Source organism: Pseudomonas fluorescens, from assembly GCF_002022275.1.
In the GTDB taxonomy this organism is placed as follows: domain Bacteria; phylum Pseudomonadota; class Gammaproteobacteria; order Pseudomonadales; family Pseudomonadaceae; genus Aquipseudomonas; species Aquipseudomonas fluorescens_AJ.
On the sequence record NZ_MSDF01000025.1, the window covers coordinates 254,337 to 270,020 of the forward strand.

Consider the following 15,684-nt stretch of genomic DNA (forward strand, 5'->3'; position numbering starts at 1 on the left):
CTCAATGAGCTTGTCCCCGCGTCAACACTGGATCGGCGTGCTCGCCCGCGCCCAGCTCAGTGAATTGCACCCGCACGAGGCCGCGTTGAAAGACGCCGACTACCAACTGATCCGCGCCCCGGAAATCGGCATGACCCTGGTGCGTGGCCGCATGGGCGGCAACGGCGCGCCGTTCAACGTCGGCGAAATGAGCGTGACCCGCTGCGTGGTGCGCCTGGCCGACGGGCGCACCGGCTACAGCTACCTGGCCGGGCGCGACAAGTTGCACGCCGAGCTGGCCGCCCTGGCCGACGCCCACCTGCAAGGCACCCAGCCGAGCCTGTGGCTCAGCGATTTGATCACAGCGCTGGCCAATGCCCAGGCCGCCCGCCGCGCGCAAAAAGAAGCCGACACCGCCGCCACCAAGGTCGAGTTCTTCACCCTGGTTCGAGGAGAAAACTGATGAATGCGCACCTGTTGCAACCGGCGTTTGTCGACCCGGTGCTGGACGCCCAACGCGGTTTTCGCGCGGCCCTCAAGGCCCTCGCCGAACCGGGTTTGATCCAGCACCTGCCGTCCGCCCCGCGCCTGGACGGCCTCGCACCTGCCACCTACGCCTTGTGCCTGGCCATGCTCGATATGGACACACCGCTGTGGCTGGCGCCGAGCTTCGACACGCCGCTGATCCGCGCCAACCTGGCGTTCCATTGCGGCTGCCCGCTGACCGCCCGGCGTGAAGACGCCGTGTTCGCGCTGCTCGGCGAACAGGACCTGCTCGACCTCAGCGGCTTCGACCACGGCAACGACCGCTACCCCGACCAGTCTTGCACCTTGCTCGTGCAACTCACCGACCTGGAAGCCGGCCGCGGCCTGCTCTGGCGCGGCCCGGGCATCAAGACCCAGCGCCAGGTGCACCTGCCGGTGCCGCAAGCGTTCTGGCTGGAGCGCCAGCGCCGCGAAGCCTTCCCGCGTGGCCTGGACCTGTTGTTCACCGCCGGCAATCACTTGATCGGCCTGCCGCGCAGCAGCCGTGTCGCACAGGAGCGTGCCTGATGTACGTAGCCGTCAAAGGTGGCGAACAGGCCATCGACAATGCCCACCGCCTGCTGGCGAAAAAACGCCGGGGCGATACCGCCGTTCCTGAGCTGAGCGTGACGCAAATCCGCGAGCAACTGCCGCTGGCCGTGGCGCGGGTGATGACCGAAGGCTCGCTGTTCGATGAAGAACTCGCTGCGCTGGCGATCAAGCAAGCGGCGGGGGATTTGGTCGAAGCGATTTTCCTGCTGCGCGCCTACCGCACCACGTTGCCGCGCTTCAGCCCGAGCCTGCCGATTGATACGTCGCAGATGTCCCTGAGCCGGCGCCTGTCCGCCACCTTCAAGGACTTGCCCGGCGGCCAGTTGCTCGGCCCGACCTTCGACTACACCCACCGCCTGCTGGATTTTTCCCTGCTCGCCGAAGGTGAATACCCCGGCCCGCAGACCACGCCCGACGCACGCATCGAAGCCTGCCCGCGTGTGCTCGGTTTGCTCGCCAAGGAAGGCCTGATTAAGAACGAAGCCGACGACAACGCGAGCATCGCCGACATCACCCGCGACCCGCTGGAATACCCCGCCAGCCGCGCCGAGCGCCTGCAAGCGCTGGCCCGTGGCGACGAAGGTTTCCTGTTGGCGCTGGGTTATTCGACCCAGCGCGGCTACGGCCGCAACCACCCGTTTGCCGGTGAGATTCGCATCGGCGACGTGGAAGTGTGGATCGACCCTGAAGAGCTGGGCTTTCCGATTTGCCTGGGCAGCATCGAAGTCACCGAGTGCGAGATGGTCAACCAGTTCGTCGGCTCGGCCACTGAGCTTGCGCAGTTCACGCGTGGCTATGGCTTGGCATTCGGGCACGCCGAGCGCAAGGCCATGGGTATGGCGCTGGTGGACCGCTCGTTGCGCGCCGAGGAATACAACGAAGAAGTCGTCTCGCCGGCCCAGCGCGAGGAATTCGTGTTGGCCCACTGCGACAACGTCGAGGCAGCGGGCTTTGTTTCGCACCTCAAATTGCCTCACTACGTGGACTTCCAGGCCGAACTGGAACTGATCCGCAAACTGCGCCAACCGGCCGAGGGCACCCGCCATGAATGACTTGACCCAACCGGCTCTGCGCGACCCGGCGTACAACTTCGCCTACCTCGACGAACAGACCAAACGCATGATCCGCCGCGCCTTGCTCAAGGCCGTGGCGATCCCCGGCTATCAAGTGCCATTTGGTGGCCGCGAGATGCCGTTGCCGTACGGCTGGGGCACCGGCGGCATGCAATTGACCGCCGCGATTTTGGGGGATGACGACGTGCTCAAGGTCATCGACCAGGGCGCGGATGACACCACCAACGCCGTTTCCATCCGGCGCTTTTTCGCACGCACCGCGGGCGTCGCCACCACCGAAGCCACGCCGGACGCCACGGTGATCCAGACCCGCCACCGCGTCCCGGAAACGCCACTGCAAGCGGGCCAGATCATGGTCTACCAGGTGCCTATCCCTGAGCCGCTGCGGTTTATCGAACCGTCGGAAACCGAGACGCGCACCATGCACGCCCTGAATGATTACGGGGTGATGCACGTAAAACTCTACGAAGACATCGCCACCTTCGGCCATATCGCCACGGCGTATGCCTACCCGGTGATGGTCGACGAACGCTACGTGATGGACCCGTCGCCGATCCCCAAATTCGACAACCCCAAACTCGACATGAGCCCGGCGTTGATGCTGTTCGGCGCCGGTCGCGAAAAACGCCTGTACGCGGTGCCGCCCTACACCCAGGTCCACAGCCTGGACTTTGAAGACCACCCGTTCGAAGTGCAGAAGTGGGAACACAACTGCGCCATCTGCGGCAGCCATGAATCGTTCCTCGATGAGCTGATTCTCGACGATGCGGGAACCCAGAGTTTCGTGTGTTCCGACACCTGGTACTGCGCCCAACGGGTGAAGGAGAACAACCAGTGAGCCAGCCGTTATTGCAAGTGCGTGACCTGTCCCTGCTGTATGGCCCGGAGAAGGGTTGCCAGGGCGTCAGCTTCGATCTTTACCCTGGCGAAGTGCTGGGCATTGTCGGCGAGTCCGGCTCGGGTAAATCCACCTTGCTCTCGCTGTTGAGCGGGCGTTTGCCACCGCAAGCCGGCAGCATCGGCTACCGCAGCAAGGACGGCGAATGGCTGGATTTGTACAGCGCCAGCGAAGCCGAACGCCGCACCTTGCTGCGCACCGAGTGGGGCTTTGTCGAGCAGAACCCGCGTGACGGTTTACGCATGGGCGTGTCGGCCGGGGCGAATATCGGCGAGCGCTTGATGGCTCAGGGCGTGCGCAACTATGAGCAACTGCGCGGCGCCGGTCTCGACTGGCTGGGGCAGGTGGAAATTGACCCGCAGCGCATCGACGACTTGCCGCGCACCTTCTCGGGCGGCATGCAGCAGCGTCTGCAAATCGCGCGGAATCTGGTCTCCAGCCCACGGCTTGTGTTTATGGACGAGCCCACCGGTGGCCTTGATGTGTCGGTGCAAGCGCGCTTGCTTGACCTGTTGCGCGGGTTGGTGCGTGAGCTGGATTTGGCGGTCGTCATCGTCACCCACGACCTGGCCGTCGCGCGCTTGCTGGCCGACCGCCTGATGGTGATGCGCCGCTCGCACGTGGTGGAAACCGGGCTGACGGACCAGATCCTCGACGATCCACAGCACCCTTACTCTCAACTGCTGGTGTCTTCGGTACTGCAGCCATGACGAATGCCTTGATCGAGGTCCGTGACCTCTCAAAAACCTTCACCCTGCACCAGCAGAACGGTGTGGTGCTCAATGTGCTGCGCGGCGTGGAATTCAGCGTGCAGGCTGGCGAATGCCTGGTGCTGCACGGCCAGTCCGGCGCAGGTAAAAGTACGTTGCTGCGCACGCTGTACGGCAACTACCTGCCAGCGGGCGGCAGCATTCGTGTGCAGCATGCGGGCGAATGGCTGGAGCTGGTCGGCGCCGAGCCGCGCGACATTTTGCAGGTGCGCCAACAGACCCTGGGTTATGTCAGCCAATTCCTGCGCGTCATCCCGCGTGTGGCCTGCCTGGATGTGGTGATGGAGCCCGCGCTGGCCCGTGGCTGGTCCAGGGCCAATGCGCAATCACGCGCCGAGCATCTGCTGACCCGCCTGAACATCCCGCAACGCTTGTGGCAACTGGCGCCCGGCACCTTTTCCGGCGGCGAGCAACAGCGCGTCAACATCGCTCGCGGCTTCATGGTCGAGTGGCCGGTGATGTTGCTCGATGAACCCACTGCCTCCCTCGATGACAACAACCGCCAAGTGGTGCTGGAACTGATGAACGAAGCCAAAGCCGCCGGCGCTGCTTTGATTGGCATCTTCCACGACCGCGCCGCCCGTGAAGCCGTCGCCGACCGCCATTTCGACATGACCCCATCGCCCGTCGCTCAAGAGGAATACGCCCATGCCCGCTGAACAGATCCTCAGTAATGCCCGGATAGTCACGGCGGATCGCATGTTCCTCGGTTCGGTGGTGCTGCGCGATGGCAAGATTGTCGATCTCGCCGAAGGTCGCAGCCAGTTGCCCCAGGCTCAGGATCTAGGCGGTGATTTCCTGCTGCCGGGCCTGGTGGAATTGCACACCGACAACCTGGAAAAACACATGACCCCGCGCCCTGGCGTGGACTGGCCGTCGATTTCGGCGGTGCTCAGCCACGATTCGCAGATCATCGCGGCGGGGATCACCACGGTGTTCGACGCCGTGTCCATCGGCGATGTGAACCCCAACGGCAACCGCATGAAAAAGCTGCCGGCGATGCTCGATGCTATCGCTTCGGCAGAAGACGCCGGCTTGACCCGCGCCGAGCACCACTTGCACCTGCGCTGCGAGCTGTGCCACCCAGACACCCTCAGCGTGTTCCGCGACTTGGTGGAAAACCCGTTGGTACGCCTGGTCTCAGTGATGGACCACTCGCCGGGCCAGCGCCAGTTCGTGCTCGAATCCAAGTACCGTGAGTACTACATGGGCAAGTACCACCTGAACGACGAAACCATGGACGCGTTTATCGTGCTGCAAATGGCCAACTCCAGGGAGTACAGCGACCGCTACCGCTCAGCCATCGTGGCGCATTGCGTGGAGCGCGGGTTGTCGGTGGCCAGCCATGACGACGCGACCCTGGCGCATGTTGAAGAGTCGGCGCGTTACGGCATGACCATCGCCGAATTCCCCACCACCGTGGAAGCGGCGCGCGGCTGTCAGGAACTGGGCATGAAAGTGTTGATGGGCGCGCCGAACGTGGTGCGTGGCGGGTCGCACTCGGGTAATGTGGCCGCCGCCGGCCTGGCCGCTGACGGATTGCTGGATATACTGTCCAGCGACTACTACCCGGCCAGCCTGTTGCAGGCGGCCTTCGTGCTGGCCGACCAGCAGGACGGCGGGGACCTGTCGCGGGCGGTCAAGATGATCAGCCTGGCACCGGCGCAAGCCGCGGGCCTGCATGATCGCGGCGAAATTGCCGTTGGCCTGCGCGCGGATTTGGTACAGGCCCGCAGTTGCGAAGGGCTTCCTGTGGTGCAACAAGTCTGGCGACAGGCGAAGAGGGTGTTTTGATGGCAGGCAGGTTGATCTATCTCATCGGGCCTTCCGGTTCGGGCAAGGACAGCCTGCTGGATGCCGCCCGCCCACGCTTGGCCGAGTGCGGCTGCCGGATAGTGCGCCGCGTCATCACCCGCTCGGCGGAAGCCGTGGGCGAGGCGGCGCAAGGGGTGAGCCCGGAACAGTTTGCGGCGATGGAGGCCGAGGGCGCGTTTGCTCTCAATTGGCATGCCAATGGGCTCTCCTACGGCATCCCGCGTGAGATCGACGACTGGCTGGCGGCGGGTGAAGACGTGCTGGTTAATGGCTCTCGCGCGCACCTGGCGAAGACCCGTGAGCGTTACCCGACGTCGTTGGCGCTGTTGCTGACGGTGGATCAGGCCGTGCTGCGTCAGCGCCTGATTGCGCGCGGGCGTGAGTCGCTGGCGGATATCGACAAGCGTCTGGCGCGCAATGCACGCTTCACCGCCGAGCTGATCGCGGGCAATGGTTCGGGCTTGTTCGTGCTGGACAACTCCGGCCCGCTGGAACACACCGTCGAGCGCCTGCTGTGCTGCCTCGACCACGGGCATTCGGTATGCGCCTGACCTTGCTCGGCACCGGCGACGCGCGGCAAGTCCCGGTGTATGGCTGTGAATGCCCCGCCTGCGCCCTGGCCCGCAGCGACGAACACCTGCGCCGCCGCCCGTGCAGCGCGTTGATCGAATGCGGCGACCAGCGCTGGCTGATCGACAGCGGCTTGCCCGACCTCACCGAACGCTTCCCGCCGCGCAGTTTCAACGGGATTTTCCAGACCCACTATCACGCCGATCACGCCCAGGGTTTGCTGCACCTGCGCTGGGGCCAGGGGCTGGTGATTCCGGTGCACGGCCCGGCGGACCCGGAGGATTTGTCCGACCTCTACAAACATCCCGGCATTCTTGATTTCAGCCAGCCATTTGCCGAGTTTGAGACGCGGCAGTTTGGCGAGCTGAGCGTTACCGCGTTGCCGTTGCAGCATTCCAAACTGACGTTGGGTTACCTGTTCGAGGGGGAAGGGCGGCGCATTGCCTACCTCACCGACACGGTTGGCCTGCCACCGGACACCCTCGCCTGGTTGCAGCGCGAACCGGTGGATGTGCTGGTGCTCGACTGCTCCATGCCGCCGCAACCGCAGGCACCGCGCAATCACAATGACCTGACGCTGGCGGTGCAGAGCATTGAGGACGTGGGCGCGCAGTTGGGCGTGCTGACTCATGTTGGGCACACGCTGGATGCGTGGTTGTTGCAGCATCGGCGCGAGTTGCCCAGCCACGTCACCGTCGGCTGGGACGGCCGAATCATCTAACCCCCACAAACCCATGTGGGAGCTGGCTTGCCTGCGATAGCTTCACCCTGGTGTGCCTGATAGACCGAGTTGTTTGCATCGCAGGCAAGCCAGCTCCCACACAAGCCAGCTCCCACACTGGGTTCTCCTTCGTTCTCAGGTGTGTTGGTTCAACATCCCGCAAAACAACCGCCGATCAGAGTCACGCATTCTGTGCTTGAGTAAATATAACTCTAGGGTTACTTTTATTCAGACCAAGCCAAGGAGGCTGGGGTGCAAAGCAGGTTATTGATCAAGGAGCTGCAAGAGGCGGGTTGGGTGCTGGATCGGGTGACGGGCAGTCATCATATTTTCACTCACCGTTACAATCCGTACACGATCCCGGTGCCCCATCCCAAGAAGGACCTGCCGTTGGGCACCGTTCGAAGCATCAAGAAACGCGCCGGCTTGTTTGAGTTTTAAGGAGAGTATTCATGCAATACCCAATCTGTATCGAATGGGGCGATGACTTTACCGCCACCGGCATTCAGATCCCTGACATTCCGGGCGCCGTCACCGCCGGGGACAGTTTTGAAGAGTCGTACAACGCCGCCGTGGAAGTGGCGCACATCATGTTGCAGGAGATTGCGGCAGAAGGCGGGCCGATTCCGATGCCAACGTCAGTCGCCAATCACCACGCCCATGAGGACTACGCGGGGATGGGCTGGGGCATGTTGGAGTTGGATATCTCGCCCTATCTGGGCAAGACCGAGAAGGTCAACGTGACCTTGCCCGGTTATGTCATCCAGCGCATCGACCGCTATGTGCGCGAGCATAAGGTCAAAAGCCGCTCGTCATTTCTGGCGGATGCGGCGTTGGAGAAGTTGGTGCGTTCGTAAGGCGATCCATGTGGGAGCTGGCTTGCCTGCGATAGCGGTCTGTCAGTGGCTGAATCATTGGCTGACCCACCGCTATCGCAGGCAAGCCAGCTCCCACAAGAGCCAGCGCCAACAAGTAAAGGTTTATGCCACTGCCGGTGCTGCCTGGCGCGAAGCACTCAGGAAGCGCAACAACGCCACCAGTGGGAACGCGCTGCCCACCAGCATCACGCCCAGCCAGCCGCCGTGTTCGTACACGCTGCTGGCAATTGCCGAGCCGAACGCACCGCCGATGAAGATGCTGGTCATGTACAGCGCGTTCAGGCGGCTGCGGCTGTTGGCGTCGAGGGCGTAGATGGCGCGTTGGCCGAGGACCATGTTCATCTGCACGCAGAAGTCCAGAATCACGCCGGTCACCGCCAGGCCGATCACGCTGTACAGCGGGTGCACCAAGGCTGGCAGAAAGCTCAACGCGCCAAACAGCATCGCCAGCAGCGAAGCGCGGTGCGTGTGGCCAGCATCGGCGAGGCGGCCGGCAATGGGCGCGGCGATGGCGCCCAGGGCACCCACCAGCGCAAACAATGCGATCTGGCTTTGGCTTAGGCCATGGTTACGCGCCAGCTCCAGTGGGGCGGCAGTCCAGAACAGGCTGAAGGTGGCAAACATGCAACCCTGATAGAACGCGCGCTGGCGCAGTACCGGTTGCTTGCGCAACAAGGTGCCGAGGGAACGCAGCAGTTGGCCGTAGCTGGCGCTGTGATCCGGCTGACGCTTGGGGATGGTGACCAGCAATACCACGCTGATAAACGCCATCAGCGCAGCCGCCGCCATGAACATCGCGCGCCAGCCGAAGTGGTCGGCCACCACGCTGGACACCGGCCGTGCCAGCAGAATCCCCAGCAGCAGGCCGCCCATGATGCTGCCAACCACGCGGCCACGGGACTCGGCCGGTGCCAGGTGCGCGGCCAGCGGGATCAGAATCTGTACAGAGACGGAACTGAAACCGATCAACAGCGACACCAGCAGAAACAGGTTCGGTTGCTGGGTGAACGCTGCGCCGAGCAGGCTGGCAATGGCGACCACGGTGGTGGTGATCATCAGCTTGCGGTTTTCCAGCAGGTCGCCCAGCGGTACCAGGAAAAACAGGCCCAGGGCATAGCCGATCTGGGTCAGGGACACAATCAGGCTGGCCATCGCTGGTGTGAGGCCGATGTCCGGTGCGATCAGTTCGATGATCGGCTGGGCATAGTAAATGTTGGCAACAATTGCGCCGCAACAGAACGCAAACAGCATCACCATGCCTCGGGTCATGGTGCTCGTAGCGGGTGGAGTAGCGGTCATGGCGTTCTCGTTAAAGCGAAGGAGGAGGGCGTGGCAGAGTAAAGACAACGCCGTGGCCGGAGTAGAGCGCTGGCAGTGATATCACTCATGCCGCAAATTAATGACTGAATCGTTAACGTTGGGGTCGAACGGCAATGATACATTCAGCCACAACTGCCGAAACAGGAAATCCACTTTCATGAAAATTACGCTGAACAAGATGATCCTGGCTTCAACCCTTGCCGCCGCCATGGCGATGGGCTTGGCCAATGCTGCTGAGGCCCCGCGCGTCGGCGTGCGCGGCGCCATCACGGCGGTCGACGGTGACGCGATCCACGTCAAGGTCAACAGTGGCGAAGACGTCACCGTGCACCTGACCAAAGACACCCAAGTGCGCGCCGTGACCCTGGCCAAGATCGACGAGATCAAACCCGGCAGCTACATCGGCTCCGCGGCGATGCCGAATGCTGATGGCACCCTGACCGCGCTGGAAGTCCACGTGTTCCCCCCGGCCATGGCCGGCACGGGCGACGGGCATCGCGCGTTCGATCTCAAGGAAGGCAGCAGCATGACCAACGGCACCGTTGGCGACCTGGTGGTCAGCAACGGGCGCACCTTGACCGTCAAATACAAAGGTGGCGAGCAGAAGATTGTGGTGCCGGATGATGTACCGATTGTGAACCTGGAGCCGGGGGATCGCAGCTTGCTCAAGGTGGGCACGAAGGTGGTGTTGTTTGCGGCGCAAGGCGCGGATGGGACGGTGACGGCGCAGGCCATCTCGGCTGGCAAGGATGGCGTCACACCGCCGATGTAAAGCCAGACACAGAGGCAAGTGTGGGAGGGGGCTTGCTCCCGATTGCGGTGTATCAGCTAACTCATTAATTGACTGATCCACCGTTATCGGGAGCAAGCCCCCTCCCACAGTTTTTACCGCGTTTGTTCAGTTACTGCCCGCTGTAGATCTGATCAAAAATCCCGCCATCATTGAAGTGGGTTTTCTGCACGGTGCGCCAGTCACCAAAGGTCTTCTCCACCGACAGGAAGTCGACTTTCGGGAAGCGGTCGGTGTACTTGGCCAGCACCTTCGGGTCACGCGGACGCAGGTAGTTGTTGGCGGCGATTTCCTGGCCTTCCGGCGACCACAGGTACTTCAGGTAATCCTCGGCAGCCACACGGGTGCCTTTCTTCTCGACCACCTTGTCGACCACCGACACCGGCGGCTCAGCTTCAGCCGAGACGCTTGGGTAAATCAATTCGAACTGATCACGGCCGAATTCACGGGCGATCATTTCCGCTTCGTTTTCAAAGGTCACCAGTACGTCGCCGATCTGGTTGGTCATGAACGTGGTGGTGGCAGCACGGCCGCCGGTGTCCAGCACGGGTGCGTGTTTGAACAGCTCACCGACGAATTTCTTCGCCTTGTCTTCATCGCCGCCGTTTTTCAGTACATAGCCCCAGGCCGACAGGTAGGTGTAACGGCCGTTGCCCGAGGTTTTAGGGTTGGGCACGATCACTTGCACGCCGTCTTTGAGCAGGTCCGGCCAGTCTTTCAGGGCCTTGGGGTTGCCCTTGCGCACGATAAACACCGTGGCGGAGGTGAACGGCGCACTGTTGTTTGGCAGGCGGGTGACCCAGTTGTCCGGCACCAGTTTGCCGTTGTCCGCCAGGGCGTTGATGTCGGTGGCCATGTTCATGGTGATCACGTCAGCCGGCAGGCCGTCGATCACCGAACGCGCTTGTTTGCTGGAACCGCCGAAAGACATCTGCAAGGTCAGCTTGTCGTTCGGGTGCTCGGCTTCCCAGTGCTTCTGGAAGGCGGCGTTGTAGTCCTTGTAGAAATCGCGCATCACGTCGTAGGAGACGTTGAGCAGTGTGACGGGGGCAGCCTGTACGGCGCCCGCCAGGGCAAGGCCGGCGGCCAGAAGAGAGGCGCTAACGAGTTTTTTCACTGCTCATTCCTTGTTGTTCGAGAAGTTTAACGGTTGAGTGGGGGCAATTTGCCATCGACTATAACGGGCACCGCATAGACGTTTAAAGATTAAAACGCTCTGTGCTTATTCCAGTTTACGGAAAAGGTTATTGCCACACCGCGAGCAAAACGCCGCGTTCGGCTCATGGCTGTCTTTCTTGCACACTGGGCAGTCGTGCTGCAGTTGCTCACCGCGCATGGCCGTCGCCAGTTCGGCGGTGAAAATCCCGGTGGGCACGGCGATGATCGAGTAACCGGTGATCATCACCAGCGACGAAATCACTTGGCCCAGCGGCGTCTTCGGCACGATATCGCCGAAGCCCACGGTGGTCAGGGTCACGATGGCCCAATAGATGCCCTTGGGAATGCTGGTAAAACCGTGTTCCGGGCCTTCGATCACGTACATCAAGGTGCCGAACACCGTCACCAGCGTGCACACGCTGACCAGGAACACCACGATCTTCTGCTTGCTGCCGCGCAGCGCGGCCATCAGGTAGTTGGCCTGCTTGAGGTACGGGCTGAGCTTGAGCACGCGGAAAATCCGCAGCATGCGGATGATGCGGATGATCAGCAAGTACTGCGCGTCGCTGTAATACAGGGCGAGGATGCCGGGCACGATCGCGAGCAAGTCCACCAGCCCATAAAAGCTGAAGGCATAACGCAACGGCTTGGGCGAGCAGTACAGCCGCAGCCCGTATTCAATCAGGAAAATGAGGGTGAAGCCCCACTCGATATAGGCCAGCACATCGGCGTAGTTCTGGTGGATCTGGTCGATGCTGTCGAGCATCACGATCACAAGGCTGGCGAGGATGATCAGCAACAGGATGCCGTCAAAGCGCCGCCCGGCGACCGTGTCACTCTGAAAAACCATGACGTAGAGCCGCTGACGCCAGTCGTTGTTGCTGTCCATAAAGCCCGCCCGAATCGAATATCGAGAGAGCCTAGGGGGATTCGAACCGGCTGTCCACGCGGGCTTTGAACATGCGCCCGCTGGCGCGCACCAGCCAGCAGGCGAGGATAAACGGCGCCGTCAGCGCGGGCAGGTGCAGCGCGGCAAAACCGGGGGTGAGGATGATCGCCAACAGGATGCCGAGCAGCGGCAACCAGGGTTGACGGCGCGCCTGGCTCAGCGCCAACGCGGCGAGTGCCGGGTTGTAACTGTGCAGGCCGAGCAGGGCGCTGGCGGGCTCGTCCAGCAGCAGGGCAATCAGCACGCCCGCGCTGGCGCCGATCAATGCCCATAAGGCGGCGCGACGGTTGGCGATCGACAGGCCCAGCGCAATCAAGGCGCCCGCCACCGGCTGGTCCAGCAGCATGATCTGCGCAAGGCCGGTAAAAGGTGCAACGAGTACGGACAGCGTATCGGGCTCAGTCAGGGCAAAGGTGCTCTCGGGCACAGTTCCCATCAGCAACCAGCCGAGGCCGACAAAAGGCGCGGTGTAGGCGGGCAAGTCATCGGGCTGGGTGGCGTGTTTCAGCCATTGGCGCGTGAGGATCGCGCTCAGGCCGCCGCACGCGAGAATCAGCGGCGGTAACAGGGCCGACCAGGCGAAATGCTGGCTGATCAACAAACCCAGCAGTACGCCGTTATAGCTGTAAAGCCCGGACTGGCGCTCGGCTTTGGGATAACCCCGGCGCTGGGCCGTGAGCAAACCGGCGACGCCGCCCAGCAGCGCGCCGCCGAGCAATGCCGGGGCGCCGATCAGGATGGCCAGCAGGCACAGCAGGCCACACAGAGGATGGCGCTGGAGGAAGATCTGGCTGAAGCCGTTGAGCAGGGCTTCGGCCCAGTCGGGGCAGGTCTGGTTGTTCATTTTGTGTGAGTCAGTGATACCGAGTTGCCCCCAATCGCAGGCAAGCCAGCTCCCACACTTAAATGTATTCACACATCAAAATGTGGGAGCGGGCTTGCCCGCGATGAGGCCCGAGCAGGCGCTAAATCAACGTCTCAATACGCAACGAGTTCGTGGACCCCGGCTGCCCAAACGGCACCCCCGCGGTAATCACCAACGTATCCCCGCGCTGCGCCATGCCCTGAGCCTGGGCAATCTCCAGCGCCGTGGAACACACCTCATCCACCTGCCGCAGTCGGTCATTGACCACCGAATGCACACCCCACGCCACGCTCAAGCGCCGCGCCGTGGACAGGTTTGGCGTGAGGTTGAGGATCGGCGCCACCGGCCGCTCTCGCGCCGCGCGCAGGCTGGAGCTGCCCGACTCGCTGTAGTTCACCAGCACCGCCACCGGCAGGATGCTGCTGATGCGGCGGATCGCGCAGCTGATGGCGTCCGACACGGTGGCATCCGCTTTGGGCCGGCTGACGTCCAGTTGCGTCTGGTAATCCGGGCCGTTTTCCACTTGGCGGATGATCTTGCTCATCATCTGCACGGCTTCCAGCGGGTACTCGCCCGAGGCGGTTTCGGCGGACAGCATTACCGCATCCGCACCTTCGGCGACTGCGTTGGCCACATCCGTGACTTCGGCGCGGGTCGGCGCCGGAGAGAAACGCATGGATTCGAGCATCTGCGTGGCAACCACCACCGGCTTACCCAGCTGACGACAGGTGCTGATGATGTCTTTCTGGATTTGCGGCACGCTCTCGGCCGGCACTTCCACCCCCAGATCCCCTCTGGCCACCATGATGGCGTCACTCAACTCGGCGATTTCTTGCAGGCGCTGCACGGCAGACGGCTTTTCAATCTTGGCCATCAAAAACGCCTTGTCGCCGATCAGCTCGCGGGCTTCGCGGATGTCTTCCGGACGCTGCACAAAGGACAGCGCCACCCAGTCCACGCCCAGCTCCAGGCCGAAGCTCAGGTCGCGGCGATCCTTGGCGGTCAAAGGGCTGAGTTCCAACAAGGCTTGTGGGACGTTCACACCTTTGCGGTCGGATAATTCGCCGCCATTCAGTACGGTGGTGTCGATGGCATTGGCGTGCTTGGTGATCACGCGCAGGCGCAGTTTGCCGTCGTCCAGCAGCAGGTCCATGCCCGGCTCGAGCGCCGCGATGATTTCCGGGTGGGGCAGGTTGACGCGGCACTGGTCGCCCGGCGTGGGGTCGAGGTCCAGGCGCAACGCTTGGCCGCGCACCAGTTGCACTTTGCCCTCGGCAAATGTGCCGACGCGCAGCTTCGGCCCTTGCAGGTCCATGAGGATGCCCAGCGGGTAATTCAGCTGGCGCTCGACCTGGCGGATCCACTGATAACGCTGGGCGTGATCGGCGTGGTCACCGTGGCTGAAGTTGAGGCGGAAGATGTTCACCCCGGCTTCTACCAGTTCGCGGATGTCATCAATGCCGTCGGTGGCCGGGCCTAGCGTGGCGAGTATTTTGACTTTCTTGTCAGGCGTCATGTGCGGAGCTCTCAAGGATCAGGATGGCGCGGAAGTCGTTGACGTTGGTGCGCGTCGGCTCGGTGACGATCAGCCCGTCGAGGGCGGCGAAGTAGCCGTAACCATTGTTGTTGTCCAGCTCGTCGCTGGCCGACAGGCCGAGGGCTTCGGCGCGCGAATAACTGCACGGGGTCATGATCGCGCCAGCATTGTCTTCAGAGCCGTCGATGCCGTCGGTGTCACCGGCCAGCGCGTACACGCCGGGCAGGCCCTTGAGGCTGTCGGTGAGGCTCAGCAGGAACTCGGCGTTGCGCCCGCCACGGCCATTGCCGCGCACGGTCACGGTGGTTTCGCCGCCGGAGAGGATCACGCACGGCGCCGCCAGTGGCTGGCCGTGTTGCACGATTTGCCGCGCGATACCGGCGTGCACCTTGGCCACGTCCCGCGCTTCGCCTTCAAGGTCACCGAGGATCAGCGGGCTGAACCCGGCCTGACGCACTTTCACCGCCACGGCTTCGAGGGATTGCTGCGGGCGAGCGATCAATTGGAAGTGGCTGCGAGACAGGATCGGGTCGCCGGGCTTGACGGTTTCCGAGGCCGGGTTCTGCAACCAGCTGCGCACCGAGGCGGGGGCGTCGATGTTGTAGCGCTTGAGGATCGCCAGCGCTTGTTGCGACGTGCTCGGGTCGCCGACGGTGGGGCCGGAGGCAATCACCGTGGCCTGGTCGCCCGGCACATCGGAAATCGCGTAGGTGTAGACGGTCGCTGGCCACGCCGCTTTCGCCAGGCGGCCGCCCTTGATGGCCGAGAGGTGCTTGCGCACGCAGTTCATCTCGCCAATGGTTGCGCCGGATTTGAGCAGGGCTTTATTGATGGTCTGCTTGTCGGCCAGGGTGATGCCTTCAGCGGGCAGGGCCAGCAAGGCGGAGCCACCGCCGGAGAGCAGGAAGATCACGCGGTCGTCTTCGCCCAGGTTGCTGATCAGCTCAAGTACGCGTTTGGCTACAGCGAGGCCGGCGGCATCGGGCACCGGGTGGGCAGCTTCGACCACTTCGATTTTTTTGCAGGGTGCGCCGTGGCCGTAGCGGGTCACGACCAGGCCGCTGACTTCGCCTTGCCAGCAGTTTTCCACGACGAGGGCCATGGCGGCCGCGGCTTTGCCGGCGCCGATCACGATCACGCGGCCGCTGCGGTCGGCGGGCAGGTAGGGTTCAAGGACGAGCCGGGGGTGGGCGGCGTCGATGGCTGTGGCAAACAGCTCGCGAAGCAGGTGTTGCGGATCGACCGACATAAGCGGGCTCCCGGGGGTTCTTGTTATTAGAGTTG

The 15,684-nt window shown here is 62.9% G+C and carries 18 protein-coding genes; 12 read left to right on the forward strand and 6 right to left on the reverse strand.

Annotated features, from left to right (window positions below):
- Positions 1–4: 4 nt before the first annotated feature.
- The 11 genes from phnG to BFW87_RS20645 all read left to right on the forward strand — a co-directional run bounded on the left by phnG (position 5) and on the right by BFW87_RS20645 (position 7,760).
- Positions 5–442 (forward strand): phosphonate C-P lyase system protein PhnG, encoded by a 438-nt coding sequence (gene phnG, locus BFW87_RS20595; RefSeq protein ID WP_078741542.1) that lies wholly within the window; start codon positions 5–7, stop codon positions 440–442.
- Positions 442–1,032: a phosphonate C-P lyase system protein PhnH gene (phnH, locus tag BFW87_RS20600; protein ID WP_078741543.1), complete on the forward strand. Its 591-nt coding sequence runs from the start codon at positions 442–444 to the stop codon at positions 1,030–1,032. The genes phnG and phnH overlap by 1 nt, the downstream gene beginning before the upstream one ends.
- A complete protein-coding gene (locus BFW87_RS20605) occupies positions 1,032–2,108 on the forward strand; it encodes a carbon-phosphorus lyase complex subunit PhnI (RefSeq protein ID WP_078741544.1) in 1,077 nt (358 codons plus the stop codon). Before phnH ends, BFW87_RS20605 begins: the two co-directional genes overlap by 1 nt.
- Entirely contained in the window at positions 2,101–2,967 is an 867-nt protein-coding gene (locus tag BFW87_RS20610) for an alpha-D-ribose 1-methylphosphonate 5-phosphate C-P-lyase PhnJ (RefSeq protein WP_078741545.1), read from the forward strand. Before BFW87_RS20605 ends, BFW87_RS20610 begins: the two co-directional genes overlap by 8 nt.
- A complete protein-coding gene (phnK, locus tag BFW87_RS20615; RefSeq protein ID WP_176159794.1) occupies positions 2,928–3,737 on the forward strand; it encodes a phosphonate C-P lyase system protein PhnK in 810 nt (269 codons plus the stop codon). Before BFW87_RS20610 ends, phnK begins: the two co-directional genes overlap by 40 nt.
- Entirely contained in the window at positions 3,734–4,456 is a 723-nt protein-coding gene (phnL, locus tag BFW87_RS20620) for a phosphonate C-P lyase system protein PhnL (protein WP_078741547.1), read from the forward strand. Before phnK ends, phnL begins: the two co-directional genes overlap by 4 nt.
- A complete protein-coding gene (locus BFW87_RS20625) occupies positions 4,446–5,591 on the forward strand; it encodes an alpha-D-ribose 1-methylphosphonate 5-triphosphate diphosphatase (protein ID WP_078741548.1) in 1,146 nt (381 codons plus the stop codon). The genes phnL and BFW87_RS20625 overlap by 11 nt, the downstream gene beginning before the upstream one ends.
- Positions 5,591–6,163, forward strand: a complete 573-nt coding sequence (phnN, locus tag BFW87_RS20630; RefSeq protein WP_078741549.1) for a phosphonate metabolism protein/1,5-bisphosphokinase (PRPP-forming) PhnN — start codon at positions 5,591–5,593, stop codon at positions 6,161–6,163. The genes BFW87_RS20625 and phnN overlap by 1 nt, the downstream gene beginning before the upstream one ends.
- The gene (gene phnP / locus BFW87_RS20635) at positions 6,154–6,903 is read left to right on the forward strand and encodes a phosphonate metabolism protein PhnP (RefSeq protein ID WP_078741551.1); all 750 of its coding nucleotides are present in this window, start codon (positions 6,154–6,156) and stop codon (positions 6,901–6,903) included. The genes phnN and phnP overlap by 10 nt, the downstream gene beginning before the upstream one ends.
- Positions 6,904–7,155: 252 nt before the next feature.
- Positions 7,156–7,344 (forward strand): type II toxin-antitoxin system HicA family toxin, encoded by a 189-nt coding sequence (locus BFW87_RS20640; RefSeq protein WP_078741552.1) that lies wholly within the window; start codon positions 7,156–7,158, stop codon positions 7,342–7,344.
- Positions 7,345–7,355: 11 nt separating this feature from the next.
- Positions 7,356–7,760: a type II toxin-antitoxin system HicB family antitoxin gene (locus tag BFW87_RS20645; RefSeq protein ID WP_078741553.1), complete on the forward strand. Its 405-nt coding sequence runs from the start codon at positions 7,356–7,358 to the stop codon at positions 7,758–7,760.
- Between the two features lie 123 nt (positions 7,761–7,883).
- Here BFW87_RS20645 and BFW87_RS20650 read toward each other — a convergent pair whose 3' ends face one another.
- A complete protein-coding gene (locus BFW87_RS20650) occupies positions 7,884–9,080 on the reverse strand; it encodes an MFS transporter (RefSeq protein WP_078741557.1) in 1,197 nt (398 codons plus the stop codon).
- Between the two features lie 178 nt (positions 9,081–9,258).
- Here BFW87_RS20650 and BFW87_RS20655 point away from each other — a divergent pair, with 178 nt between their 5' ends.
- Complete coding sequence (locus BFW87_RS20655; RefSeq protein ID WP_078741559.1) at positions 9,259–9,873, forward strand: DUF5666 domain-containing protein; 615 nt, start codon at positions 9,259–9,261, stop codon at positions 9,871–9,873.
- Between the two features lie 130 nt (positions 9,874–10,003).
- Here the strand turns inward: BFW87_RS20655 and BFW87_RS20660 are convergent, their stop codons facing one another.
- From BFW87_RS20660 to BFW87_RS20680, 5 genes are all read right to left on the reverse strand, one after another.
- Positions 10,004–11,008 (reverse strand): sulfate ABC transporter substrate-binding protein, encoded by a 1,005-nt coding sequence (locus BFW87_RS20660; protein ID WP_078741560.1) that lies wholly within the window; start codon positions 11,006–11,008, stop codon positions 10,004–10,006.
- Between the two features lie 105 nt (positions 11,009–11,113).
- A complete protein-coding gene (locus tag BFW87_RS20665) occupies positions 11,114–11,938 on the reverse strand; it encodes an ion transporter (RefSeq protein ID WP_078741561.1) in 825 nt (274 codons plus the stop codon).
- Positions 11,939–11,969: 31 nt separating this feature from the next.
- Positions 11,970–12,842, reverse strand: coding sequence for an urea transporter (locus BFW87_RS20670; RefSeq protein WP_078741562.1), 873 nt, complete (start codon positions 12,840–12,842; stop codon positions 11,970–11,972).
- Positions 12,843–12,963: 121 nt separating this feature from the next.
- Positions 12,964–14,379 carry a pyruvate kinase gene (gene pyk, locus BFW87_RS20675; RefSeq protein WP_078741563.1) on the reverse strand — a complete coding sequence of 472 codons (1,416 nt, stop codon included), beginning with the start codon at positions 14,377–14,379 and terminating at the stop codon, positions 12,964–12,966.
- Positions 14,369–15,649, reverse strand: coding sequence for a glycerate kinase type-2 family protein (locus BFW87_RS20680; protein WP_078741564.1), 1,281 nt, complete (start codon positions 15,647–15,649; stop codon positions 14,369–14,371). Before BFW87_RS20680 ends, pyk begins: the two co-directional genes overlap by 11 nt.
- Positions 15,650–15,684 lie beyond the last annotated feature (35 nt).